General features: G+C 57.0%; 24 protein-coding genes. 16 read left to right on the forward strand and 8 right to left on the reverse strand.

Annotated features, from left to right (window positions below; translation table 11 throughout):
* Positions 1-10: 10 nt before the first annotated feature.
* Entirely contained in the window at positions 11-739 is a 729-nt protein-coding gene (gene hemD, locus ABIB18_RS15005; protein ID WP_354474667.1) for a uroporphyrinogen-III synthase, read from the reverse strand.
* A complete protein-coding gene (gene hemC, locus ABIB18_RS15010) occupies positions 736-1,677 on the reverse strand; it encodes a hydroxymethylbilane synthase (RefSeq protein ID WP_046289559.1) in 942 nt (313 codons plus the stop codon). The genes hemD and hemC overlap by 4 nt, the downstream gene beginning before the upstream one ends.
* 313 nt (positions 1,678-1,990) lie before the next feature.
* Between hemC and ABIB18_RS15015 the strand changes: the two genes are divergently transcribed.
* From ABIB18_RS15015 to ABIB18_RS15060, 10 genes are all read left to right on the forward strand, one after another.
* On the forward strand, positions 1,991-4,549 hold the full coding sequence (locus ABIB18_RS15015) for a class I adenylate cyclase (RefSeq protein ID WP_031375043.1): 2,559 nt from the start codon (positions 1,991-1,993) through the stop codon (positions 4,547-4,549).
* 146 nt (positions 4,550-4,695) lie between these two features.
* Entirely contained in the window at positions 4,696-4,896 is a 201-nt protein-coding gene (gene lptM, locus ABIB18_RS15020; RefSeq protein WP_031375042.1) for an LPS translocon maturation chaperone LptM, read from the forward strand.
* Between the two features lie 28 nt (positions 4,897-4,924).
* Positions 4,925-5,749 (forward strand): diaminopimelate epimerase, encoded by an 825-nt coding sequence (gene dapF / locus ABIB18_RS15025; RefSeq protein WP_031375041.1) that lies wholly within the window; start codon positions 4,925-4,927, stop codon positions 5,747-5,749.
* Positions 5,746-6,450: a DUF484 domain-containing protein gene (locus tag ABIB18_RS15030; RefSeq protein ID WP_031375040.1), complete on the forward strand. Its 705-nt coding sequence runs from the start codon at positions 5,746-5,748 to the stop codon at positions 6,448-6,450. Before dapF ends, ABIB18_RS15030 begins: the two co-directional genes overlap by 4 nt.
* Positions 6,447-7,352, forward strand: a complete 906-nt coding sequence (gene xerC, locus ABIB18_RS15035) for a tyrosine recombinase XerC (RefSeq protein ID WP_046289560.1) — start codon at positions 6,447-6,449, stop codon at positions 7,350-7,352. The genes ABIB18_RS15030 and xerC overlap by 4 nt, the downstream gene beginning before the upstream one ends.
* Positions 7,349-8,065 (forward strand): 5-amino-6-(5-phospho-D-ribitylamino)uracil phosphatase YigB, encoded by a 717-nt coding sequence (gene yigB, locus ABIB18_RS15040; RefSeq protein WP_031375039.1) that lies wholly within the window; start codon positions 7,349-7,351, stop codon positions 8,063-8,065. The genes xerC and yigB overlap by 4 nt, the downstream gene beginning before the upstream one ends.
* Before the next feature lie 157 nt (positions 8,066-8,222).
* Entirely contained in the window at positions 8,223-10,385 is a 2,163-nt protein-coding gene (gene uvrD / locus ABIB18_RS15045; protein WP_031375038.1) for a DNA helicase II, read from the forward strand.
* A 67-nt stretch (positions 10,386-10,452) separates the two neighbouring features.
* The gene (gene ysgD / locus ABIB18_RS15050) at positions 10,453-10,509 is read left to right on the forward strand and encodes a YsgD/CorL family protein (RefSeq protein WP_353846917.1); all 57 of its coding nucleotides are present in this window, start codon (positions 10,453-10,455) and stop codon (positions 10,507-10,509) included.
* Between the two features lie 178 nt (positions 10,510-10,687).
* Positions 10,688-11,641 (forward strand): magnesium/cobalt transporter CorA, encoded by a 954-nt coding sequence (gene corA / locus ABIB18_RS15055; protein WP_031375037.1) that lies wholly within the window; start codon positions 10,688-10,690, stop codon positions 11,639-11,641.
* A 97-nt stretch (positions 11,642-11,738) separates the two neighbouring features.
* The gene (locus tag ABIB18_RS15060) at positions 11,739-12,791 is read left to right on the forward strand and encodes an AbrB family transcriptional regulator (RefSeq protein ID WP_046289561.1); all 1,053 of its coding nucleotides are present in this window, start codon (positions 11,739-11,741) and stop codon (positions 12,789-12,791) included.
* Here the strand turns inward: ABIB18_RS15060 and rarD are convergent.
* Positions 12,762-13,661 carry an EamA family transporter RarD gene (rarD, locus tag ABIB18_RS15065; protein WP_069728604.1) on the reverse strand — a complete coding sequence of 300 codons (900 nt, stop codon included), beginning with the start codon at positions 13,659-13,661 and terminating at the stop codon, positions 12,762-12,764. The genes ABIB18_RS15060 and rarD overlap by 30 nt on opposite strands.
* A 23-nt stretch (positions 13,662-13,684) precedes the next feature.
* Complete coding sequence (locus ABIB18_RS15070; protein WP_031375035.1) at positions 13,685-14,155, reverse strand: thioesterase family protein; 471 nt, start codon at positions 14,153-14,155, stop codon at positions 13,685-13,687.
* A 194-nt stretch (positions 14,156-14,349) separates the two neighbouring features.
* Here ABIB18_RS15070 and pldA point away from each other — a divergent pair, with 194 nt between their 5' ends.
* Genes pldA through rhtC form a run of 3 tightly spaced genes read left to right on the forward strand, consistent with a single transcriptional unit; the run spans position 14,350 to position 17,718 of the window.
* Entirely contained in the window at positions 14,350-15,228 is an 879-nt protein-coding gene (gene pldA, locus ABIB18_RS15075) for a phospholipase A (protein WP_031375034.1), read from the forward strand.
* Positions 15,229-15,252: 24 nt separating this feature from the next.
* Positions 15,253-17,082, forward strand: coding sequence for an ATP-dependent DNA helicase RecQ (gene recQ / locus ABIB18_RS15080; RefSeq protein WP_031375033.1), 1,830 nt, complete (start codon positions 15,253-15,255; stop codon positions 17,080-17,082).
* Between the two features lie 12 nt (positions 17,083-17,094).
* On the forward strand, positions 17,095-17,718 hold the full coding sequence (gene rhtC, locus ABIB18_RS15085) for a threonine export protein RhtC (RefSeq protein WP_031375032.1): 624 nt from the start codon (positions 17,095-17,097) through the stop codon (positions 17,716-17,718).
* Positions 17,719-17,808: 90 nt separating this feature from the next.
* Here rhtC and rhtB read toward each other — a convergent pair whose 3' ends face one another.
* Positions 17,809-18,432, reverse strand: coding sequence for a homoserine/homoserine lactone efflux protein (gene rhtB, locus ABIB18_RS15090; RefSeq protein ID WP_031375031.1), 624 nt, complete (start codon positions 18,430-18,432; stop codon positions 17,809-17,811).
* 113 nt (positions 18,433-18,545) lie between these two features.
* Here rhtB and pldB point away from each other — a divergent pair, with 113 nt between their 5' ends.
* Both pldB and yigL read left to right on the forward strand, forming a co-directional pair.
* Positions 18,546-19,538, forward strand: coding sequence for a lysophospholipase L2 (gene pldB / locus ABIB18_RS15095; protein ID WP_031375030.1), 993 nt, complete (start codon positions 18,546-18,548; stop codon positions 19,536-19,538).
* Between the two features lie 52 nt (positions 19,539-19,590).
* The gene (yigL, locus tag ABIB18_RS15100) at positions 19,591-20,391 is read left to right on the forward strand and encodes a sugar/pyridoxal phosphate phosphatase YigL (RefSeq protein WP_031375029.1); all 801 of its coding nucleotides are present in this window, start codon (positions 19,591-19,593) and stop codon (positions 20,389-20,391) included.
* A gap of 48 nt (positions 20,392-20,439) precedes the next feature.
* Here the strand turns inward: yigL and glpT are convergent, their stop codons facing one another.
* Positions 20,440-21,780: a glycerol-3-phosphate transporter gene (glpT, locus tag ABIB18_RS15105; protein ID WP_031375028.1), complete on the reverse strand. Its 1,341-nt coding sequence runs from the start codon at positions 21,778-21,780 to the stop codon at positions 20,440-20,442.
* A gap of 376 nt (positions 21,781-22,156) precedes the next feature.
* On the opposite strand from glpT, the gene ABIB18_RS15110 reads away from it, so the two are divergent.
* On the forward strand, positions 22,157-23,020 hold the full coding sequence (locus ABIB18_RS15110; protein WP_354474675.1) for a carboxylate/amino acid/amine transporter: 864 nt from the start codon (positions 22,157-22,159) through the stop codon (positions 23,018-23,020).
* Between the two features lie 182 nt (positions 23,021-23,202).
* Here ABIB18_RS15110 and ABIB18_RS15115 read toward each other — a convergent pair whose 3' ends face one another.
* Both ABIB18_RS15115 and metR read right to left on the reverse strand, forming a co-directional pair.
* Positions 23,203-23,682, reverse strand: a complete 480-nt coding sequence (locus tag ABIB18_RS15115; RefSeq protein ID WP_312054726.1) for a YehS family protein — start codon at positions 23,680-23,682, stop codon at positions 23,203-23,205.
* 83 nt (positions 23,683-23,765) lie between these two features.
* Positions 23,766-24,692 carry an HTH-type transcriptional regulator MetR gene (gene metR / locus ABIB18_RS15120; protein ID WP_031375025.1) on the reverse strand — a complete coding sequence of 309 codons (927 nt, stop codon included), beginning with the start codon at positions 24,690-24,692 and terminating at the stop codon, positions 23,766-23,768.
* Between the last annotated feature and the right edge of the window lie 94 nt (positions 24,693-24,786).

The following is a 24,786-nucleotide window of genomic DNA, read 5'->3' on the forward strand; positions in this document are numbered from 1 at the left end:
TTGTTAAAGTTCAGCGTAACGCGCGCAATAGCGCATCGTTATCGGCACCATCGGCTACCTGAATATCCTGCCAACCCAATCCTGCGGCCAGGGTAGCCAAACGTTCACTGACGACAATCAGTCGGCAGTTGAGCAGCCATTCCTCGCGATCGATCGCGGGGAACAGCGAAAAAAGCTGTTGTAACATTTCTCCACTGGTCACCACCAGCACCGAGACGCCGCGATCGCGCCATCGCCGGCCTTCTGTCGCACCGTTATAGTGTTTCTGACAGCGCTGGTAGCAGGCGGCAAACGACACCTCTGCGCCGCGTTGCGTTAAGGTCTCCGCCAGTAGCTCCCGGCCGGGGTTACCGCGCAAAATCAGCGCACGCTTATGGGCAACCTGCTGCAGCGTATTTAACTGAATTAACTCTTCACTGGTTTCATGTGCATGCGGCCAGGTCACCTGCTGACCACTGACGGTATGGAACGCCAGCGCAGTGGATCGACCAATTGCATAATAGTCCAGCCCGGGGGGCCACGCTGTGACGGCGTGTTGAGCGTAGTGGATAACCTGCTGCGACAGGATAAAAACCAGATCGCCAGGTTGCAGATCGGCTAACTTTTGCGGCAGATGAGGCAGGTCGACGCCCGGCGCGAATTCAATCAGCGGCAGGCTCCATGCCTGCTTACCCAGGGCATGCAGGCGTGATACCAGCTCTGCTGCTGCGGGTTCCGGACGCGTCACCAGAATGGTCATGCCGGCGGCTGCCCCTGGTAAACTTCACGCAGGATTTCACGCGCGCCGCCGTTAAGCAGCTCATCGGCAAGTGAAATGCCCATCTGTTCTGCCTGATCGCGCGGCCCGCGGCGCTCGCCGCTGACCATCACGCTGCCATCCGGCGCGCCGACCATGCCACGTAGCCAGAGCTCATCGCCTTCCAGCACCGCAAAGCTGCCGATGGGCACCTGACAACCGCCTTCTAAGCGGGTATTCATGGCGCGTTCTGCTTTGACGCAGACGGCGGTATCATCGTGGTTTAACGCCTGCAACAGGCTGATTAAGTGGCTGTCGTTGAGACGGCACTCAATGCCGACCGCGCCCTGACCGACCGCGGGCAGGGAAACATCTGCCGGCAGCGCCTGACGGATCCGATCCTGCAGTCCGAGGCGCTTCAGTCCGGCGACGGCCAGAATAATGGCGTCATAGTCGCCAGCATCGAGTTTACCCAATCGGGTACCGACGTTGCCACGCAGCGAGCGGATCACCAGATCCGGACGACGGGCGCTGATCTGACACTGACGGCGCAGGCTGGAGGTGCCGACGACCGCGCCATGCGGCAGGGCATCAATGGAGTCATAGTGATGAGAAACGAACGCATCGCGCGGATCATCGCGCTCGCAAATGGTGACCAGACCCAGACCGGCAGGGAAATCGACCGGCACATCTTTCATTGAGTGCACCGCCATGTCGGCCCGGCCATCCAGCATCGCCTGTTCGAGCTCTTTGACAAACAGCCCCTTGCCGCCCACTTTAGCCAGCGGCGTATCAAGGATAATGTCACCTTTGGTGACCATCGGCACCAGCTCAACCTGCAGGCCAGGATGGGCGCTCATCAAGCGTTGCTGTACATAATGTGCCTGCCATAATGCCAGCGGGCTTTGTCTTGTAGCAATTCTGAAAATTTTGTCTAACATGCTGTTAACCATTTTGATCGTTCACTGAATATCCTATCATCTATGAGGGAATGCTGTCAGTTTCAACGGATTGAAAACGGCCTGCTCACGGATTAGGCCCGATTTATCAAGGCTCATTTGATACCGATGCTGAAAAGGCGGGAAGCCAGTAAGAACGTGCTAAACTGTTAAGTAGCGCAACTTTCTTTACGGTCAATCTGCCGAGTGTTAGATTGATCACGTTTCCAGCAATAATCTGCCCACTTTTTCACTTTATAAGCGGCAGATGGTGGAAACAGGGTGCTTAAACACTGGGACAATCAGGCGAAACGTCTTGTACCTCTACATTGAGACACTGAAACAGAGACTGGATGCAATCAACCAGCTGCGCGTCGATCGTGCACTGGCTGCCATGGGACCCGCTTTTCAGCGCGTCTACAGTCTGCTGCCAACCTTATTACATTATCAACATCCGCAGATGCCGGGTTACCTTGAAGGTAACGTTCCACATGGCATCAGCTTCTTCACGCCTGATGAAAATCAGCGTCAGCTACTGGCCGATTTGACCGGCGACAGCGATCTGCGCCTTGCCGATGCGCCAAAAGGCGAAATGCCGATCACCGCGATCTATTCGATGGGCAGCACCTCGTCGGTCGGTCAGAACAGCGTGTCGGATCTCGACATCTGGGTCTGTCATCAATCCTGGCTGGACAATGAAGAGCGCCTCAATCTGCAGCGTAAATGTACCATGCTGCAGAAATGGTGCGTCTCGATGGGCGTGGAAGTGAGCTTCTTCCTGATCGATGAGAACCGTTTCCGGCATAACGAAAGCGGTAATCTGGGCGGTGAAGATTGCGGTTCGACCCAACATATTCTGTTGCTGGACGAGTTTTACCGCACTGCGGTGCGCATGGCGGGTAAACGTATCCTGTGGAACATGGTGCCCGGTGAAGAAGAGCACCATTATGACGACTATGTGATGTCGCTCTACGCCAAGGGTGTGTTGACGCCAAACGAATGGCTCGATCTGGGCGGCCTTGGCACGCTGTCGGCGGAAGAGTACTTCGGTGCCAGCCTGTGGCAGCTGTATAAAAGTATCGACTCGCCGTATAAAGCGGTGCTGAAAACCCTGCTGCTGGAAGCCTACAGCTGGGAATACCCGAATACACAACTGCTGGCGATGGACATCAAACAGCGCCTGCACGACGGCGAAATCATCTGCTTCGGGCTTGATCCCTATTGCATGATGCTGGAACGCGTTACGCATTATCTGACCAGCGTGGACGATCAGCCACGTCTCGATCTGGTGCGCCGCTGTTTCTACCTCAAAGTGTGCGAGAAACTCAGCACCGAAGAACATCAGCATCGCACCGGATGGCGGCGTGAAATTCTGTCGCAGCTGGTGAAAGAGTGGGGCTGGGATGACGAGAAAATAGCCATCCTGGATAACCGCGCAGAGTGGAAAATCGAGCGGGTGCGTGAAGCGCACAATGAACTGCTGGATGCGATGATGCAGAGTTATCGCAACCTGATCCGGTTTGCCCGCCGCAACAATTTAAGCGTCAGCGCGAGTCCGCAGGACATCGGCGTGTTGACCCGTAAACTGTACGCCGCGTTTGAAGCACTGCCAGGCAAGGTTACCCTGGTCAACCCGCAGATTTCGCCCGATCTTTCTGAGCCGAACCTGACCTTTATTCATGTGCCGCCTGGCCGGGCCAACCGCGCTGGCTGGTACCTGTATAATCAGGCACCGGACATGGATTCGATCATCAGCCATCAGCCGCTGGAATATAACCGCTATCTGAATAAGCTGGTGGCGTGGGCGTGGTTTAACGGTCTGCTGACCCGCAAAACCCGGCTGCACATTAAAGGCAATGAGATCTGCGATCTGGCGCGTCTGCAGGAGCTGGTCAATGACGTCTCCAGTCATTTCCCGCTTCGCCTGCCGGCCCCGACGCCAAAAGCGCTCTACAGCCCGTGTGAAATTCGTCACCTCGCGATTATCGTCAACCTCGAGCACGATCCAACCTCGGCGTTCCGTAATCAGGTGGTGCACTTCGACTTCCGTAAGCTCGACGTGTTCAGCTTCGGCCAGCAGCAGCAGTGCCTGATTGGCAGTATCGACCTGCTCTATCGTAACTCGTGGAATGAAGTGCGTACGCTGCACTTCAGCGGCGAACAGGCGATGATCGAAGGGCTGAAAACCATTCTTGGCAAGATGCATCAGGATGCCGCGCCGCCGGATACGGTCGAAGTGTTCTGCTACAGCCAGCATCTGCGCGGGCTGATCCGGACCCGCGTGCAGCAACTGGTGTCGGAATGCATTGAGCTACGGCTTTCCAGTACGCGACAGGAGCCGGGCCGTTTCAAAGCGCTGCGTATGGCCGGCCAGACCTGGGGTCTGTTCTTTGAACGCATGAGCGTTTCGGTACAGAAGCTGGAAAACGCCGTCGAATTTTACGGCGCGATTTCCAATAACAAGTTGCACGGTCTGTCGATCAAGGTGGAAACCAACCAGACGCCGCTGCCGCCGGTGGTTAACGGCTATGCCAGCGAAGGCATCATCCAGTTCTTCTTTGAAAACACCACCGATGAGCGCGGTTTCAACATCTACATTCTTGATGAGACTAACCGGGTTGAGGTTTACCATCACTGCGAAGGCAGCAAAGAGGAGCTGGTGCGAGACGTCAGCCGTTTCTACTCCTCGTCGCACGATCGCTTTACCTACGGCTCAAGTTTTATCAACTTCAACCTGCCGCAGTTCTATCAGATCGTGAATACCGGTGAACGTTTCCAGGTGATTCCGTTCCGCAGCCAGACGCTGACGCAGCTGTGCGCCTCGCCGCCTGATAACGACAACGGCGACTATCAACCGCGCTATCAGGTGCATTGAACCCGATCGGCCGCCTGCCTGCTCAGGTGGCCGTCGTCTTTCCGGCCTGACACTCTGCTCACGCTATTTGCGGGGATTTCCTGTTGCTTTTCCAACTTCAACTGCGATGATAAGCATCCAGGTAAAGGACATGAAGAGCATAAAGAATGAAGAAAGTGATAAGCCTGTTGGCGATGGCGCTGGCCGTGACCAGCCTTGCCGGTTGTGGTCTGAAAGGGCCGCTTTACTTCCCGCCGAAGGACCAGCCGAAGAAGCAACAAGCCCCGACTGAACGCCAGAAAGCAGACGCCTCTAAAGCGGATGTCAACGGTCTGGTGACCGGCGATTCGAGCGCGCAAGCGAACTAATATAATGGCTTATCCGGCGGAGCTAAAAATGCAGTTCTCCAAAATGCACGGTCTCGGCAACGACTTTATGGTGGTCGATGCGGTGACACAAAACGTCTTTTTCTCGCCGGAGTTGATCCGCCGGCTGGCCGATCGTCATTTGGGGATCGGTTTTGATCAATTGCTGATTGTTGAACCGCCTTACGATCCCGATCTCGATTTCCACTATCGCATTTTCAATGCCGATGGCAGCGAAGTCGCGCAGTGCGGCAACGGCGCGCGCTGCTTTGCCCGCTTCGTTCAGCTGAAAGGGCTGACCAACAAAAGTGATATTCGCGTCAGTACCCAGAATGGCCGTATGGTGTTGAGCGTGACGCCGGACGATCAGGTGCGCGTCAACATGGGCGAGCCCAACTTTGAGCCGCAGCAGGTGCCGTTTCGCGCCAATAAAGCCGAGAATCTCTATCTGCTGCGCGTGGCCGAGCAGACGGTGATGCTGGGGGCAGTTTCCATGGGCAATCCCCACTGCGTTATTCAGGTCGAAAGCGTGAAAACCGCGCAGGTTGAACTGCTGGGGCCGATTCTGGAAAGCCATGAGCGCTTCCCGGATCGCGTTAACGTCGGCTTTATGGAAATCATTAATCCGGAACACATTCGTCTGCGCGTGTATGAACGCGGCGCAGGGGAAACGCAGGCGTGCGGCAGCGGAGCCTGTGCTGCCGTTGCGTGCGGCATTCAGCAGGGTATTCTGGCGCCGAAAGTGCGCGTTGATTTGCCCGGCGGAACGCTGCATATCGCCTGGAAGGGGGCGGGTCAGCCACTCTACATGACCGGTCCCGCCACACATGTCTACGATGGGTTTATTCATCTATGAAAAATATCGAAGAGCAGGCGGACAGTACGGTCCTGCTGGACGATCAGGCCGTCAGTGATTATCTGCGGCAAAATCCCGATTTCTTCATCCGCAACGCCCGCCAGATTGAACAGATGGCGGTGCCGCATCCGGTACGCGGTAGCGTGTCACTGGTTGAGTGGCACATGGCGCGGCAGCGTAACCATATCCAGCAGCTGGAAGAAGAGATTACCCTGCTGATGGAACAGGCCACCGCCAATCACGAATTGTTTGATCGCTTGCTGGCGCTGCAAAGCCATCTGGCGGCAGCGGATTCGCTGCAGGAGATGCTGAACCGTCTGCACCGCTGGGCGCGTGAACTCGGCCTGGCCGGGGCCAACGTGCGGCTCTTCAGCGATAAATGGCAGCTCGGCGCGCCTTCGGATTTTTTCCAGCTTAGCCTGTCGCGTCAGGCCTTTGAGCCGCTGCGCATCCAGCGCTTCGGTAATCAGCATCACTATCTGGGCAATATCAATGGCCCGGAATTACTGCTGCTGCTACCGCAGGCGAAAGCGATCGGTTCGGTCGCGATGTCGCTGATGGGCGAAGCCGGCGATCTGGGCGTGCTGATCTTCAGCAGCCGCGACAGCCAGCATTATCAATCTGGCATGGGTACCTTGCTGCTGCAGCACCTGTCACAGATGATGCCTGATTTGCTGACTCGCTGGATCGAACGCGCATGAGCAGCGCGCTGCAGGAGGCCGTCGACGGATTTCTGCGCTACCTCAAGGTGGAGCGCCAGCTCAGTCCGCTGACCCAGAGCAGCTATGCCCGCCAGCTGGCGGCGCTGGTTGCGATTGCCGATGAGATGAAGCTCAGCGCCTGGACGCAGCTTGAACCGGCGCAGGTGCGCAGCATGGCGGCACGCAGTCGTCGCGCCGGTCTGGCCGCCAGCAGTCTTGCCTTACGCCTCTCCGCGCTGCGCAGCTTTCTCGACTGGCAGGTCAGCCAGGGTTTGCTCAGCGCGAACCCGGCGAAAGGAGTGATGACGCCGCGTAAGGCGCGCCATCTGCCGAAAAATATTGATGTCGATGACGTAAACCAGCTGCTGGAGATCGATCCCAGCGATCCGCTGGCGGTGCGCGACCGCACCATGCTGGAAGTGATGTACGGCGGTGGTCTGCGTCTCTCTGAACTGGTGAATCTGGATTGCCGTCATGTCGATCTCGATTCCGGCGAAGTGTGGGTTGTGGGTAAAGGCAGCAAAGAGCGTCGTGTGCCGATTGGCCGTACCGCGGTCAGCTGGATCCAGCAGTGGCTGCCGCTGCGCACCAGCTTTGGCGGCCAGGATGACGCGCTGTTTCTCTCTACGCGCGGCAACCGGATATCGGCGCGCAACGTGCAAAAGCGTTTCGCCGAATGGGGCATTAAGCAGGGCGTGACCAGCCATATTCATCCGCATAAACTGCGGCACTCCTTTGCGACTCACCTGCTGGAATCGAGCGGTGATTTGCGCGCGGTGCAGGAGCTGCTGGGCCATGCCAATCTCTCGACCACCCAGATTTATACCCATCTCGACTTTCAGCATCTGGCTTCGGTCTATGATGCTGCGCATCCCCGGGCCAAACGAGGAAAGAACGAATGAAGTTTTATCGTCCGCTGGCTGCCATCAAAGCGATTACCTTCGACCTTGATGACACGCTGTATGATAACCATCCGGTGATCCGCCGGACCACCGCTGAGTCCCACGCGGCGTTACAGGCTTTTCATCCGGCGCTGCGCGATTTTACGCCGCAGGCTTATCAGGCGCTGCGCGATGAGTTGCTGCTGCGTGAACCGGAGATCTACCACGATGTGTCGGAGTGGCGGCGGCGTTCGGTTGAGCTGGCGATGCTCAATATCGGCTTGTCTGCGGCTGATGCGACGGCCGGAGCGGAGCAGGTCATGGCGGTGTTTCATCAATGGCGTAGTCAGGTTGAGATGCCGGATGAGACCCATCAGACGCTGAAAATCCTGGCGGAGAAAGTCCCGCTGGTGGCGGTCACCAACGGCAATGCCTGCCCGGAAAAAATGGGCATTGCCGATTACTTCCGGTTCACGCTGCGGGCGGGGCCGGATGGACGTGCGAAGCCGTGGCAGGATATGTATCAGCTGGCGGCACAGCGGCTTAACATCGCCCCTCAGCACATTCTGCACGTCGGCGACGACCTCACCACCGATGTGGCTGGCTCGTTGCGTTGCGGTATGCAGGCCTGCTGGATTAACCTGCGTCAGGGCAACCTGATGCAGATCGCCGATGCGCGCCTGTTGCCGCATGTCGAAATTTCGCAGTTGGCATCACTCACCTCACTGCTATAATGGCTGTAAATTTATCCAGTCGTCTCCCTTACTTTCGCGCTGCGGCCGTGGCGGCAGCCGGGTTTGTTCCCGCCGCAGGCCGGACACCGGCAGCCGTCGCCTGGCGTCAGGCGTAACAGACCGGGTGACGACCTTTTTTCTTTGGTAAACGGGGCTTATGGACGTTTCTGAACTGCTCGACGGTTTGAATGACAAACAGCGCGAGGCCGTAGCGGCACCGCGCAGTAACCTGCTGGTGCTGGCAGGCGCGGGCAGTGGAAAAACGCGGGTGCTGGTCCATCGCATCGCCTGGCTGCTGTCGGTCGAAAACTGTTCGCCTTACTCGATTATGGCGGTGACCTTTACCAACAAAGCGGCGGCCGAGATGCGTCACCGTATCGAGCAGCTGATCGGCACCAGCCAGGGCGGCATGTGGATCGGTACCTTCCACGGCCTGGCGCACCGCTTGCTGCGTGCCCACCATCTGGATGCCAATCTGCCACAGGACTTTCAGATCCTCGACAGTGAAGATCAGCTGCGGCTGCTAAAACGCCTGATCAAATCGATGAATCTGGATGAGAAGCAGTGGCCGGCTCGCCAGGGCATGTGGTACATCAACGGCAAAAAAGATGAAGGTCTGCGGCCAAAGCACATTGAAAGTTATGGCAATCCGGTTGAGCAGACCTGGCTGCGTATCTATCAGGCCTACCAGGAAGCCTGTGACCGTGCCGGTTTAGTCGACTTTGCTGAACTGCTGCTGCGCGCCCATGAGCTGTGGCTCAATAAGCCACACATTCTGAATCACTACCGCGAACGCTTCACCAACGTGCTGGTGGACGAATTCCAGGATACCAACAACATTCAGTATGCGTGGATCCGCATGCTGGCGGGGGACAGCAGCCGGGTGATCATCGTCGGCGATGACGATCAGTCTATCTATGGCTGGCGTGGGGCGCAGGTCGAGAATATCCAGCGCTTCCTGCAGGATTTCCCCGGCGCGGAAACCATCCGCCTTGAGCAAAACTATCGCTCAACCAACAACATTCTGAAGTCCGCCAACGCCCTGATCGCCAACAACAACGGCCGTCTGGGTAAAGAGCTGTGGACCGACGGCAGCGACGGCGAACCCATCTCCATCTATTGCGCCTTCAATGAGCTGGATGAAGCGCGCTTCGTGGTAAACCGCATCAAGACGTGGATGGAAAACGGCAACGCGCTGAATGATTGCGCCATTCTCTATCGCAGCAACGCCCAGTCACGCGTGCTGGAAGAGGCGCTGCTGCAAAGCAGTATGCCATACCGTATTTATGGCGGTATGCGCTTCTTCGAACGTCAGGAGATCAAAGATGCGCTCTCCTATCTGCGCCTGATGGCCAACCGCAATGATGACGCAGCATTTGAGCGCGTGGTTAACACCCCGACGCGTGGCGTGGGCGATCGTACGCTCGACGTGGTGCGCCAGACCGCGCGTGAACGACAGATGACGCTGTGGCAGGCAACGCGCGAACTGCTGCAAACCCGCGCGCTGGCTGGCCGGGCCGCGTCGGCGCTGCAACGTTTCTGTGAACTGGTCGATTCGCTGGCGACGGAAACCGCAGAGCTGCCGCTGCACGTCCAGACTGACCGGGTGATCAAAGACTCCGGTCTGTGGCTGATGTATGAGCAGGAGAAAGGTGAAAAAGGTCAGGCGCGAATTGAAAACCTTGAGGAACTGGTAACCGCCACACGCCAGTTCAGCTATCAGGATGAAGATGAAGACTTAATGCCGCTGCAGGCCTTTTTATCGCACGCGGCGCTGGAGGCAGGCGAAGGCCAGGCCGACAAATGGCAGGATGCGGTGCAGCTGATGACGCTGCACTCGGCGAAAGGGCTGGAGTTCAGCCAGGTGTTTATCGTCGGCATGGAAGAGGGGATGTTCCCGAGCCAGATGTCGCTGGACGAAGGCGGCAGGCTGGAAGAGGAACGTCGACTGGCTTACGTTGGTGTGACCCGCGCGATGATCAAGCTGACGCTAACCTACGCCGAAACCCGCCGACTGTATGGTAAAGAAGTGTATCACCGTCCTTCACGTTTTATCGGCGAGCTGCCGGAAGAGTGCATTGAAGAAGTGCGCTTACGCGCCAGCGTCAGCCGTCCGGTGAATCATCAGCGGATGGGTGCGCCGATAAGCAAAAACGACAGCGGTTTCGCGCTGGGCCAGCGGGTGCATCACGCGAAATTTGGTGAAGGCACCATCATTAATCTGGAAGGCAGCGGTGAGCATAGCCGCCTGCAGGTGGCTTTCCAGGGGCAGGGAATCAAGTGGTTAGTGGCGGCTTACGCCAAACTGGAAACCCTGTAGCCTGCGGTTGACGACATTTTCGTCTCAGCGTAACATGCGCCCACTATTATCATGAGAGGACAATGCCTTGGACACGCCCAGTCGATGCTGGCTCACTAACCTGGATAACAGGAATAACATCTAAGGCTACCTCTCTACGCGGGTAGCCTTAGCGGTTATCAGCGACCTCCCTTTTCTAATCCCGTCGCACGAGTCAGCACTGATTTACCCTTGAAACTGTGTTTCCGTGTTCAGGTTGCCCGTTCCGCTTGGTGAACGGCGGACTGCCTTGTCCCATTTAGTCTGCAATGGGGAGTATTGCTATGCTGAGCGCATTTAAACTGGATCACAGCCGCCTGACGCGTCTGGAGCTGGAAGACGAAAACGACAAACTGACCACCTCCGTCTGGGTCGATCTGATCGAACCGGAAGAGGGCGAGCGTGACCGGGTGCAATCCGAACTCGGTCAGAGCCTGGCAACCCGGCCAGAGCTGGAGGATATTGAGGCCTCGGCGCGCTTCTTCGAAGATGAAGATGGCCTGCATATACACTCCTTCTTCTTCTATGAAGATGCTGAAGATCACGCCGGTAACTCCACCGTGGCGTTCACCATCCGTGAAGGCCGTCTCTATACGCTGCGTGAACGCGAACTACCGGCCTTTCGGCTCTATCGCATGCGCGCCCGTAATCAGACGCTGATCGACGGCAATGCGTTTGAGCTGCTGCTCGACCTGTTTGAAACCAAAATCGAACAGCTGGCGGATGAGATTGAGAACATCTATAGCGCCCTGGAAAAACTGAGCCGGGTGATCATGGAAGGTCAGCAGGGCGAAGAGTACGATCTGGCGCTGTCGCGTTTAGCCGAACTGGAAGATATCGGCTGGAAGGTGCGTTTGTGCCTGATGGATACCCAGCGCGCGCTCAACTTCCTGGTGCGTAAAGCGCGTTTGCCGGGCAATCAGCTGGAGCAGGCGCGTGAAATCCTGCGCGATATCGAGTCGCTGCTGCCGCATAACGAATCGCTGTTCCAGAAGGTGAACTTCCTGATGCAGGCGGCGATGGGCTTCATCAACATCGAGCAGAACCGCATTATCAAGATCTTCTCGGTGGTTTCGGTGGTGTTCCTGCCGCCGACGCTGGTCGCCTCAAGCTACGGAATGAACTTTGAGTTTATGCCAGAGCTGAAGTGGAGCTTTGGTTATCCCGCCGCGATTGGCCTGATGATTCTGGCCGGACTGGCGCCTTATCTCTACTTTAAACGTAAGAACTGGTTATAAAGCAGGCAGCGGGTCGTCTGAGACGGCCCGTTTTGCTGGTCCCCGTCTGCATTTCTGCGTAATCTTACCCCCTCTTTTTACAAATAATTAACTTCTTATGGATGCACTCTCGTTGCGCGCGCAGTGGACACTGCTGTTATTCAGCTCGGTGCTGTTGGGCGGCGTGCTGCAATTTTTTCATCTGCCCGCCGCGCTGTTGCTGGGACCGATGATTGTCGGTGTGGTGATGGGGCTGTCAGGCGCGACAATGCGCATTGATAAACGGCTGTTTCTGCTGGCGCAGGCGGTACTGGGCTGCATGATTGCGCAGAGCCTTTCGCCCTCTATTCTGACTCCGCTGATTCAGGACTGGCCGGTGGTGCTGGCGGTGCTGCTGCTGACGCTGGCGGCCAGCGGCCTGTCAGGCTTTCTGCTGGTCCGCTTCAGTCATCTGCCCGGCCCGACCGGCGCATGGGGATCGTCACCGGGCGGCGCATCGGCAATGGTCGCGATGGCTGGCGATTTCGGTGCCGACGTGCGGCTGGTGGCATTCATGCAATATCTGCGGGTGCTGTTTGTCGCCACTGCGGCGGCGCTGGTGGCCCGGATCGGACTGGGCGATGCGGCCCATAGCGTTTCGCTGCTGTGGTTCCCGCCGCTGAATCGCGGTTTTGCGGTAACGCTGGCGGTGATGCTGACTGGAGCATGGCTCGGGACCCGGTTGCGCATTCCTTCCGGTGCCTTATTGCTGCCTGCCCTGGCGGGTGCGGCGTTGAACACCAGCGGGATGGCAATTTTGCAGGTGCCGGAATGGCTGCTGGCACTGGCTTACGCGCTGATTGGCTGGAGCGTCGGCCTGCGCTTCACCCGGCCGGTATTTTTGCTGGCTCTGCGCACGCTGCCGCAGATGCTGGCGTCGATCTTTGGATTGATGCTGCTGTGTGGCGGACTGGCGTGGATGCTGACGCGCGTACTGCACATCGATCTGATGACGGCTTATCTCGCCACCAGCCCAGGCGGACTGGACACGGTGGCGATTATTGCTGCCGGAACCCAGGTCAATATGGCCTTTGTGATGGCATTACAGACGCTGCGGCTGTTTACCATCCTGCTGACCGGTCCGGCAATGGCGCGCTTTATCTCACGCTATGCGCGGCCGGCCACGGAATGAAAATGCCACCGCATCACAGACAAACACCAGCAGTGCCAGCCAGATAAAGCCAAAGGTCACCATTTTGTCTGGCGTGATGGTTTCGCCGTAGAACACCACCGCCAGCACGAACATCAGCGTCGGGCCAAGATACTGAAAGAAGCCGACGGTAGAGAGACGCAGGCGGCTACAGGCGGCAGCGAACAGCATCAGCGGAATGGTGGTGACAATACCTGCCGCCACCAGCTTCAGGTTCAGGCTCAGCGGGTTGGCCGATAGATGGCTGGTGGCGCTGTCGGCAAAACCAAACAGGTAGATGGCCGCCAGCGGAAACAGCCACAGGGTTTCAATCAGCATTCCGCTCTGCGCATCCACCTGAATCTTTTTGCGTAACAGCCCATAAAAAGCAAAGCTCAGCGCCAGACCCAGCGCGATAATCGGCAGCGAACCGAACTGCCAGAGCTGTACCAGCACACCGACGGTAGCCAGCACCACTGCCAGCCACTGTAAGCGGCGAAAACGCTCGCGCAAAAACAGCATGCCAAATACTACGTTGATCAGCGGGTTAATAAAGTAGCCGAGACTGGCCTCCAGCATATGCTGGTTATTCACCGCCCAGATAAACAGCAGCCAGTTGCCGCCGATAGTGAGCGCGGTAAGTGCCAGCAGCAGCACTTTTTTCGGCTGGCGCAGGACGCTGTGAACGCCTGGCCAGCTGCGCGTCAGGGAGATCAGGATCAGCATAAACAGGGCTGACCAGATTACCCGGTGCGTCATGATTTCGGTTGCCGGAACATTTTTTACCAGCTTGAAATAAGCCGGGGCGATGCCCCAGATAAAGTAAGCGCCCAGTGCAAAGCCAACGCCCTGGCGAGTTTGTTGCGTATCCATGTCTGTCCTGTTGTAAGGCGAAATTAGCCGATCAGATAAGTGGCGGTTGCGGTAGCGATATAATCACCCTGCTGGTTGTGCAATTCGACGCGGGCCACCGCGACTTTGTTACCGGCGCGCAGCAGACTGCTGGTGGCGGTAAAGCGTTCGCCGCGTCCCGGACGCAAATAGTCAACGCGCATATCGATGGTGCCCATGCGGGAGAGGCGCTGACGCAGCTCCTCTTCGCTGATGCTCTCCTGGCGCGTCAGGGCATTGCTGACGCACACCATGCCCGCCGCGACGTCCAGCACGGAAGCGATCACGCCGCCGTGCAGAATCTGCTGGGCAGTGTTGCCGACCAGCATGGTTTGATTGGCGAAACTGATTTCGGCATAGTCGGCATCCAGCCGCGTCAGCTCCAGACCTAGCGCCTGATTAAACGGCATGTGGTAGACGAAAATCTCGCCAACCAGACGGCGGGCATCCTGCTGCGTCAGCACAAGTGATGACATGATGAAGTGTCCTGAAAAATTCGGGCCAGAGGGGCGCGTAATGTTAATGAGATGTGTATTCTATGCCGCTCGCGAGGGGGTTTCCAGTTTAAGAAATCAGCTCTCATCTTCACTGCCATTTGCGTGTAGAATGGCCTGCTTTTTACGACACCCTTTCAGAAATTTTTACTACGCAGCGCTCACCGGAGAATTTTATGCGTAAGCATCGCGCCTTGCTGGCGGCTATGTTATTACTTCCTGCACTGGCGCAGGCGGACGAAGCTCAGGTTAAAGAAGTGCATGACGCGCCGCAGGTTCGTGGCAGCATCATCGCTAACCTGCTGGAGAAGCATGATAATCCGTTCGTCCTCTATCCTTACGAGAACAACTATCTTCTCTACACTTACACCAGCGATCTCAATAAAGAGGCGATCTCCTCCTACAACTGGGCAGAAAACGCCCGTAAGGATGAGGTAAAATTCCAGCTCAGTCTGGCATTCCCGCTGTGGCGCGGTATCCTGGGCGATAACTCGGTGCTGGCTGCCTCATATACGCAGCGTTCCTGGTGGCAGTTGTCGAATCGCGGCGAATCATCACCATTCCGCGAAACCAACTATGAGCCTCAGATTTTCCTCGGCTGGGCAACCGATTATTCTTTTGCTGGCTGGACGCTGCGTGACGTGGAAGTGGGCCTGAACCATGAATCCAATGGCCGAAGCGACCCGACCTCACGTAGCTGGAACCGCGTCTATACCCGCCTGATGGCGGAGAACGGGAATTTCCTGGCGGAAATCAAACCCTGGTACCGGATTCCGGAAGGCGAAAGCAGCGATGATAATCCCGATATCACCAAATATATGGGTTACTACCGCGCCAAAGTTGGCTATAAGCTCGGCGACAGCATCTTTAGCGTCGAAGGCAACTATAACTGGAACAGCGGTTATGGCGGCGCGACCATGGCCTGGAGCTATCCGATCTCGGAGCATGTTCGCTTCTATACCCAGGTGTTTAGCGGCTATGGCGAATCGCTGATCGATTACGACCATCGTCAGACCCGTCTGGGTGTAGGCGTAACGCTTAACGACTTGTTCTAATCAATTACGTAAGACAGGAATAGAGTGGCAACCTCGGCAGTCCTAAATCAGGAAGCGCTGGCGCAGCAGGTATTGCAGGATACCTTCGGCTACCAGCAGTTTCGTCCCGGTCAACAGACGATCATCAACCAGGCGCTGAGCGGGCGTGATTGTCTGGTCGTGATGCCGACCGGCGGCGGTAAATCACTGTGCTATCAGATTCCGGCGCTGGTGCGCGAGGGGCTGACACTGGTGGTCTCGCCGCTGATTTCGCTGATGAAAGATCAGGTCGATCAACTGCTGGCCAACGGTGTTGCGGCGGCGTATCTCAATTCGACCATGACGCGTGAGCAACAGCAGGCGGTGATGGCAGATTGCCGTACCGGTCGGGTTAAGCTGCTTTATATCGCGCCAGAACGCCTGATGATGGATAACTTCCTGGAGAATCTGGCGTACTGGCAGCCGGCCATGCTGGCGGTCGACGAAGCGCACTGTATTTCTCAATGGGGTCACGATTTCCGTCCGGAATATGGCGCGCTGGGGCAGATGCGTCAGCGTTTTCCGGATTTGCCGGTGATGGCGCTGACCGCCACCGCCGACGAAACCACCCGTAACGATATCGTTAACCTGCTGCATATGCAGGATCCGCTGATCCAGATCAGCAGCTTTGACCGTCCCAATATTCGCTACACGCTGGTCGAAAAATTTAAACCTACCGAGCAGCTGCTGCGTTACGTGCAGGATCAGCGCGGTAAGTGCGGCATTATCTACTGCAATAGCCGGGCGAAGGTCGAAGATACCGCCGCGCGCCTGCAAAGTCGGGGACTGAGCGTCGGGGCCTACCATGCCGGCATTGACAGCGAGCAGCGCGCCCGGGTTCAGGAAGCATTCCAGCGTGACGATCTGCAAATCGTGGTCGCCACGGTGGCGTTCGGGATGGGCATCAATAAGCCCAACGTCCGCTTCGTGGTGCATTTCGATATCCCGCGCAACATCGAATCCTACTATCAGGAAACCGGGCGAGCGGGGCGTGATGGCCTGCCTGCCGAGGCGATGATGCTCTACGATCCGGCGGATATGGCGTGGCTGCGAAAATGTCTCGAAGAGAAAGCGCCAGGCCCGTTGCAGGACATTGAGCGTCATAAGCTCAACGCGATGGGCGCCTTTGCTGAAGCGCAGACCTGTCGCCGTCTGGTGCTGCTCAACTATTTTGGTGAGGGCCGACAGCAGCCGTGCGGCAACTGCGATATCTGTCTCGATCCGCCCAAGCGTTACGACGGACTGGTCGAGGCGCAGAAAGCGCTGTCCGGTATCTATCGCGTCGGCCAGCGTTTCGGTATGGGCTATATTGTCGAAGTGCTGCGCGGTGCCAATAACCAGCGGATCCGCGAGCACGGTCACGACAAACTGCCGATTTATGGGCTGGGCAAAGACCAGAGCCATGAGCATTGGGTCAGCGTGTTACGTCAGCTGATTCACCTCGGACTGGTGACGCAAAACATCGCGATGCATTCAGCGCTGCAGCTAACCGAAGCGGCAAGGCCGGTGCTGCGCGGCGAAGTGCCGCTGATGCTGGCAGTGCCGCGCCTGATTACCGCGAAGCCGAAGAGCAACAGTTCGGCGAAATTTTATGGCGGCAACTACGATCGCAAACTGTTTGCCAAGTTGCGCAAGCTGCGTAAAGCGATCGCTGATGAAGAGAATATTCCGCCTTACGTGGTGTTCAATGACGCCACGCTGATTGAGATGGCAGAACAGATGCCGGTTAGCGCGTCAGAGATGCTCAGCGTCAATGGCGTCGGTCACCGCAAACTGGAGCGCTTTGGCAAACCTTTCCTGGTGATGATCAAAGAGCATCTTGATGATGAAGAGTAAAGGATACTAATAATGCTGATGTTATTCGCCACCGTGGCACTGGTTCATCTGGTCGCACTGATGAGCCCCGGCCCCGATTTCTTTTTCGTTTCGCAAACCGCCGCCAGCCGTTCACGCAAAGAGGCGATGATGGGCGTGCTGGGCATTACACTCGGCATCGTGGTCTGGGCCGGGGTGGCGCTGATGGGGCTGCATCTGATTCTGGAGAAAATGGCCTGGCTGCATCAGATCATTATGGTGGGCGGCGGTCTTTATCTGCTGTGGATGGGCTGGCAGCTGATGTGTTCAGCGCGTCAGCGTCATAAACAGCCGCAGCAGGATGAGCCGGTGGTTGAGCTGCCGAAACGTGGCATGAGTTTCATCAAGGGTCTGCTGACCAACCTGTCCAACCCTAAAGCGATCATCTACTTCGGCAGCGTATTTTCCCTGTTTGTCGGCGATGACGTCGGTGCAGCCGAGCGCTGGGGCCTGTTCTTACTGATTATCGGCGAGACATTTGCCTGGTTTGCGCTGGTTGCCGCTATCTTCGCAATGCCGTGGATGCGTAACAGGTATCAGCGCCTGGCGAAGTGGGTCGATGGCATGGCTGGCGTGTTGTTTGCCGGCTTTGGTATTCATCTGATCATTTCCCGCTAAGGCGGAACGCGCGCGGCCGGTTCATCGCCAGGCCGCGCCACAATCGCCAGAGGGCAGGGCGATTGCGTCTTTTTCACCGGCTGGTAGCTCTCAGGCAATGCGCCGCGCGCTGGCCAGCAGCGCACCCACCGCCATAAACAGCCCGCCAAAAATACGGTTCATCAGCTTCATCTGCTTCGGCCCTTTAATCCAGCCCGCAATGCGCGTCGCTAAGGTGGCGTAGCCAATCATCACGATAATATCGACCACCACGGTGGTCACGCCCAGCACCACGTACTGCATCAATAGCGGCTGATGCGGCTGGATGAACTGCGGAAACAGCGCGGCCAGGAAAACGATACTTTTCGGGTTGGTCAGGTTAACCAGAACGGCGCGTTTGAACAGACGACGACGCGGCATCGCTTTGGCAACCGCATCAAGATCGATGCCGCCAGCCGATCGCCATTGCTGAATGCCAAGCCACACCAGATAGGCAGCACCGGCCCATTTGAGAATTTCAAACGCCAGCAGCGACTGGGAGAACAGCGCACCCAGACCGATCCCGACCAGCACAATGTGCACGGCCAGCCCGACCTGCAAACCGGAGATCGAGGCAACCGTGCCGCGATAACCATGGCTGATGCCGGTACTCATGGTATTAATAGCGCCCGAACCGGGCGACAGGCTAAGAATTGTGGTGGTAAGCAGGTAGGTCAGCCACCATTCAATGGTCATGGGATGCGCTCTCTTTAGCGGCGGAAATGTGACACAATACGCCAGAAATAAGCGCGGCGCTATGGCCGACACACAGCGTTAAGGACACTTTTTTCCGGTCATCAGGGGGGCGAATGAATCAACACAAAGCCAGTTGGCTGCGACGAGAAAAAGCCTTTGCTGCCTTCGCTACCGGGCCACTGCTCGATTTCTGGCACCGGCGTGAGGAGCGTGAATTTACCGGCGTCGGTAATCTCACTCTGCGTTACGTACGCTTCACCTCGCCACAACATAAGCGTGTGGTGCTGATTGTGCCCGGCCGCATCGAGAGCTATATAAAATATCCTGAGCTGGCGTACGATCTGTTCCATTGCGGTTTTGACGTGGTGATCCTCGATCATCGTGGTCAGGGCCGCTCCGATCGTCTGCTGGAAGATTCACACCGCGGCCACGTGGCAGAATTCGCGCATTACGTCGACGATCTGGAGACGCTCTACCTGAAAGAAATTGTCAGCGGCCACTATCAGCAGCGTTATGCGCTGGCCCACTCCATGGGCGGGGCCATTTTAACGCTGTTTCTGGCGCGACAGCCGCAGGCTTTTCATGCGGTTGCGCTGGTGGCACCGATGTTTGGTATCGCGCTGCCGTTGCCCTCATTTCTGGCGCACCGGATCCTCGACTGGGCCGAGAAACGCCCGGCGCTGCGCGACGGTTACGCGCTGGGTACCGGGCGCTGGCGGGCGCATCCGTTTGGCATTAACCGGCTGACGCACAGTGCTGAGCGTTATCGGCGCAGCCTGCGTTTTTATGCCGACGATCCGGCAATTCGCGTCGGTGGCCCGACTTATCATTGGGTGCGCGAAGGCATTCATGCCGGTCGCAACATTATCAGTCAGGCCGATAAAATCACCACCCCGCTGCTGCTGCTGCAGGCCAGCGACGATCAGGTGGTGGATAATCGTTCGCAGGATCTTTTTTGTGCTGCCATGGCGGCGGCGGGTCATCCGTGCGAAGGCAACAAACCGCGGGTGATCAACGGTGCGCGTCATGAGATCCTGTTCGAAAAAGATGACATGCGCGCCGAAGCGCTTAATGCAGTGATCGACTTTTTTTCATCGCATCACTGACGTTCATTATCCGGCTGGCCACGGCCAGTAGAATCAGATACCCGAGGTTTTCATGTACCACATCGTTGCATCCGATCTGGATGGCACGCTGCTTTCTCCCGAACATCGCCTGACGCCTTTTGCACGTGAAACGCTGCAACAACTGGTGGCAAAGGATATCCACTTTGTTTTCGCCACCGGTCGCCATCATATCGATGTCGGACAGATGCGTGACAGCCTGGCTATCCCGGCGTATATGATCACCTCAAACGGCGCGCGGGTACATAACGCCCAGGGCGAGCTGGTGTTCAGCCATAATCTGGATGAGGATATCGCTAACGACCTGTTTGGCCTGCAGTATCATCACAGCGATATTCTGACCCACGTTTACCGTGATGATGAGTGGTTTGTCAGCCGTTCACGTCCCGCTGAGCAGGACTATTTCCGTGAATCGGTATTCAACTATCAGGTTTATGAACCGGGTCTGTTGCCGACGGATAACATCAGTAAGGTCTTTTTTACCTGCGAAGATCCCGAGCATCTGATTCCGATGGAGCAGGCGATTGAAGCGCGCTGGGGCGATCGGGTCAACGTCAGTTTTTCACTGCCTACCTGCCTCGAAGTGATGGCGGGCGGCGTATCGAAGGGGCATGCGCTCGAAGCCGTGGCGAAGCAACTGGGTCATACGCTGCATAATTGCATCGCCTTTGGCGACGGCATGAATGATGTCGAGATGCTGAGCATGGCGGGTAAAGGATTCATCATGCACAACGCGCACCAGCGGTTGAAAGACCGGTTGCCTGAACTGGAAGTGATCGGGTCCAACGCCGACGATGCGGTGCCGCAGACGCTGCGTGACCTCTATCTTTCCTGACAGAACAGCGCAAAAAAGGGCCGGTTAACCGGCCCTTTTTTATTGCCGTCAGGCCAGTTTTTGCTTGTGTTTATGCTCGCTAACCATGGTGAGTAACAACAGGATCACCGCCAGTACACAGCCAGCAATCATCACCAGGAAGCCGCCGTCCCAGCCAAAGTAGTCAACGGTGTAGCCGACAATGGCGCTGGCCGCGACGGAACCGCCCAGATAACCAAACAGACCGGTAAAGCCCGCAGCGGTGCCGGCGGCCTTCTTCGGTGCCAGTTCCAGCGCGTGCAGACCAATCAGCATCACCGGCCCGTAAATCAGGAAGCCAATCACGATCATACAGGCCATATCAACGCCGGGGTTGCCCGCCGGGTTCAGCCAGTAAATCACGGTGGCGATGGTGACCAGCGTCATAAAGAACACCCCGGTCGCACCCCGATTACCCCGGAACACTTTGTCCGACATCCAGCCACACAACAGCGTTCCCGGAATGCCGGCATACTCATACAGGAAGTAGGCCCAGGAGGACTTATCCAGCGTGAAGTGCTTCACCTCTTTCAGGTAGGTCGGTGACCAGTCCAGAATGCCGTAGCGCAGCAGGTAGACAAACACGTTTGCCAGGGCGATGTACCACAGCAGTTTATTGGGCAGTACATATTTCATGAAGATCTGCTTAGCCGTCAGCTCTTCTTCATGGCTGGCATCGTAATCCGGCGGATAGTCGTTTTTGTACTCTTCAATCGGCGGCAGACCACAGGACTGCGGCGTGTCGCGCATCAGGGCAAAGGCGATGAACGCCACCAGGATGGCACCAAAGGCGGGCATGTAGAGCGCCGCTTTCCAGTCGTTGAACCACGCCATACCGAGCAGAAACAGCAGTGGCGGCAGGCCGCCGCCAACGTTATGGGCGCAGTTCCACACTGAGACAATGCTGCCGCGCTCCTTCTGTGACCACCAGTGCACCATGGTCCGTCCGCACGGTGGCCAGCCCATTCCCTGGAACCAGCCGCAGATAAACAGCAGGACGAACATCACCATGATGCTGGAAGTGGCCCACGGCACAAATCCCATAAACAGCATCACCGCAGCAGCCAGGATCAGCCCGGCCGGTAAAAAGACGCGTGGGTTTGAGCGATCGGACACCGAGCCCATGATGAATTTGGAGAAGCCGTAGGCGATGGAAATGCCTGACAGGGCGAAACCGAGGTCGCCACGTGAAAAGCCTTGCTCCACCAGATACGGCATGGCGAGCGCAAAGTTTTTTCTGACCAGGTAGTAGGCGGCGTAGCCGAAAAAGATCCCGATGAAAATTTGCCAGCGCAGGCGACGGTAGAGCGGATCAACGCGATCCGCTGCCACCTGCGGCTGACGTGGTGCAGGTTTAAAAATACTCAGCATCAGTGAGGCCCTCCAGGGCACTTTATGGTTTTTACATTCCCAGTGGTTGGGTCAAAAAAAAGCAAAGGGAAAATGGCGGCGTGATGTTCCATTTCGCGCAAAGAATAAAATTAGTGACGCGGCGTTACTGTGATGTGTGACACATTTGTTACAGTTTTATTACACTTAAGAGCGAAAGTGATCATCAGATGGTTTATTTCGCGCATTTTGCGCCGCAGGCAGGCGTGAAAAGAGAAGGTGATGCTAACCAGCCGTAACAAAGCTCTTGTCGGTTGTATTTGTTTGCCTGGTAAATAACCAGATGTAAACCAGATAGTGCAGCCGCCTGACAGCACATTGTTTACACTGTCGCTCTGTTAATTTCGGGGTCGTTACCGTGTTCTTATTGATTATTACCACCATTCTGTGGGCTTTTTCGTTTAGCCTGATTGGCGAATATCTTGCCGGTCAGGTGGACAGCTGGTTTTCCGTGCTGATGCGACTGGCACTGGCCGCGCTGGTCTTTTTGCCGTTCCTGCGCTGGCGCGGCTATCGTCCCTCAACGCTGCTGCTCTATATGCTGGTGGGGATGTTGCAATTAGGGGTGATGTACCTGCTGAGTTTCGAAGCCTACCTCTATCTCAGCGTGTCAGAGTTCCTGCTGTTTACCGTGATGACGCCGCTCTATGTCACCCTGATTTATGATCTGATCAGCCGCCGTCCGCTGCGGGTCGGCTATATCTTCAGCGCCTTGCTGGCGGTAGCGGGTGCGGCCATCATTCGCTACGACAAAGTCAGCGATAACTTCTGGACCGGCCTGTTGCTGGTGCAGCTGGCAAACATCTGCTTTGCTGCCGGTATGGTGGGCTATAAGCGCCTGCAGGAAACCCGTCCGATGCCGCAGCACACCGCCTTCTCCTGGTTCTATCTGGGGGCGGTGGTGATCGCGGTAATCGCCTGGTTTGCCTGGGGCAATCCGCAGAAATTACCCACCACCTCACTGCAGTGGGGCATTCTGGTGTGGCTGGGCGTGGCCGCTTCAGGGCTGGGCTACTTTATGTGGAACTATGGCGCGACCCAGGTTGATGCCGGCACGCTTGGCATCATGAACAACATGCACGTGCCTGCCGGTCTGCTGGTTAATCTGGCTATCTGGCAGGAGAAACCGCACTGGCCGAGCTTCGTTGCCGGAGCGCTGGTGATCCTCGCCTCGCTGTGGGTGCATAAGCGCTGGGTGGTGGGGCGCGGTGACCGATCATAAACAGGGCTGTTGCATGGGTGCGGCCTCCCGGGCTGGCGCGTCCGATCGCGAAGGAATCTCACATCCCTGTGGATCGTCCGGGCCAGGGATGGCGAGGCCGTGCTGCATGGATGCAGGCTTTCTTTGCGATCAGGTGCGCCACTTCTGACCACGCAGGTACCCGACGCGATCGGCAACAGAAGTTAAGCTGGCTTTCCACTCTTCGGACGCTGGATCATCGCCAGCCCCTTCAGGAAGTTGCGCAGAATCTGATCACCGCATTCGCGATAGTTCTTATGGTCAGGCTTGCGGAAAATCGCACCAATCTCAGCCTGCGAAACGGTAAAGTTCACGCGTTTCAGTACCTCAGGAATATCGGTGGTTTTCAGATCAAAGGCGATGCGCAACTTCTTCATAAAGATGTTGTTATTCATCTTGCGCTCAATGGACGGGGCGGGCATCTCTTCGCTTTTTCCGCGACGGTAAAAAATCAGGCCGTTGAGGAAGTAGCCCATCAGCACATCGGGGCAGGGACGGAACGCCGCATCTTCATCTTTTTTCAGCCACGCCTGAATATCCGTCTGTGGGACTTCACACTGCGCCAGCGCAAAAATTTCCACCATTTTGGCATCGCTCAGATCGAGCATGTAGCGCACGCTGCGCAGAATATCGTTGTTAGTCATGGTGAGATCTTCTCATGGTCAGTCGACAGGCTGCGCATTATAGGGGATTTTGCCCACCTCCGCGCAGGTTTGTACCCTCCGACTTAACGCTGCAATATCGCACCGGGCTGTAGCGCATCGCGGACAAAAGGCAGATGTTCACAGGCATGCTGGCGGGCAAAGCGGATAAAGGCTTCCAGCACCGGCTGACGCTGCTCGCCATCGCGCACCGCGGCATAAAGACGGCTCCACAGCCCGTCACCCAGCGTTTTGGTTACCACCAGTCCCTGCTTCTCAAAACTCTCTACCACCCAGTGCGGCAGCGCGGCAATTCCCATGCGGGCCGAGACCATCTGGATCATCAGCAGGGTGTTATCTACGTTTTTCAGCGCCGGGCTGACGCCGGCCGGTTGCAGAAAGTGACGCCAGATATCAAGGCGCTGACGCTGCACCGGATAGATCATCAGCACCTCGTCGGCCAGATCCTCAGGGGCAATATGTTCAACCTGCGCCAGCGGATGATCCGGTGCCAGCACCAGTCGCACTTCAAAATCAAACATCGGCGAATAGAACAGCCCGGAGCGCGCCAGGATGTCGGAGGTCAGCACCACATCCAGCTCGCCCTGCTGCAGCGCAGGCTGAGGATCAAAGGTGACGCCTGATTTGAAATCCATCACCACCTGCGGCCAGCTCTGACGGAAATTATCCAGTGCCGGCGTCAGCCACTGGATGCAGCTGTGGCACTCAATCGCCACCCTGAGAGTGGTCTGCTGCGGCTCATGACAGGCCTGCAACGCTTGCTGGATCTGCGGCAGCACCTGTTCGGCCAACTGCAGCAGGATGTCGCCCTGTGGCGTGAAGCGCAGCGGCTGACTTTTACGCACAAACAGGCGGAATCCCAGCCGCTGTTCCAGATCGCTGAACTGGTGGGACAACGCCGATTGCGTCTGATGAAGCTGGGATGCCGCCGCCGCCAGCGAACCCGTATTACGCAGAGCCTGAAGCGTCCGCAGGTGCTTGAGTTCGATCATGAGAGTCCTTCACATCGAAAGTGAACATATTGCGCTTGAGGAACATACAGTACCCGCAGATTATAGCGGTGTAAACATCTGGACGGCTAAACAT

Origin of the sequence: Pantoea sp. UYEF8, from assembly GCF_040546285.1 — a bacterium.
GTDB classification, from domain to species: domain Bacteria; phylum Pseudomonadota; class Gammaproteobacteria; order Enterobacterales; family Enterobacteriaceae; genus Pantoea; species Pantoea brenneri.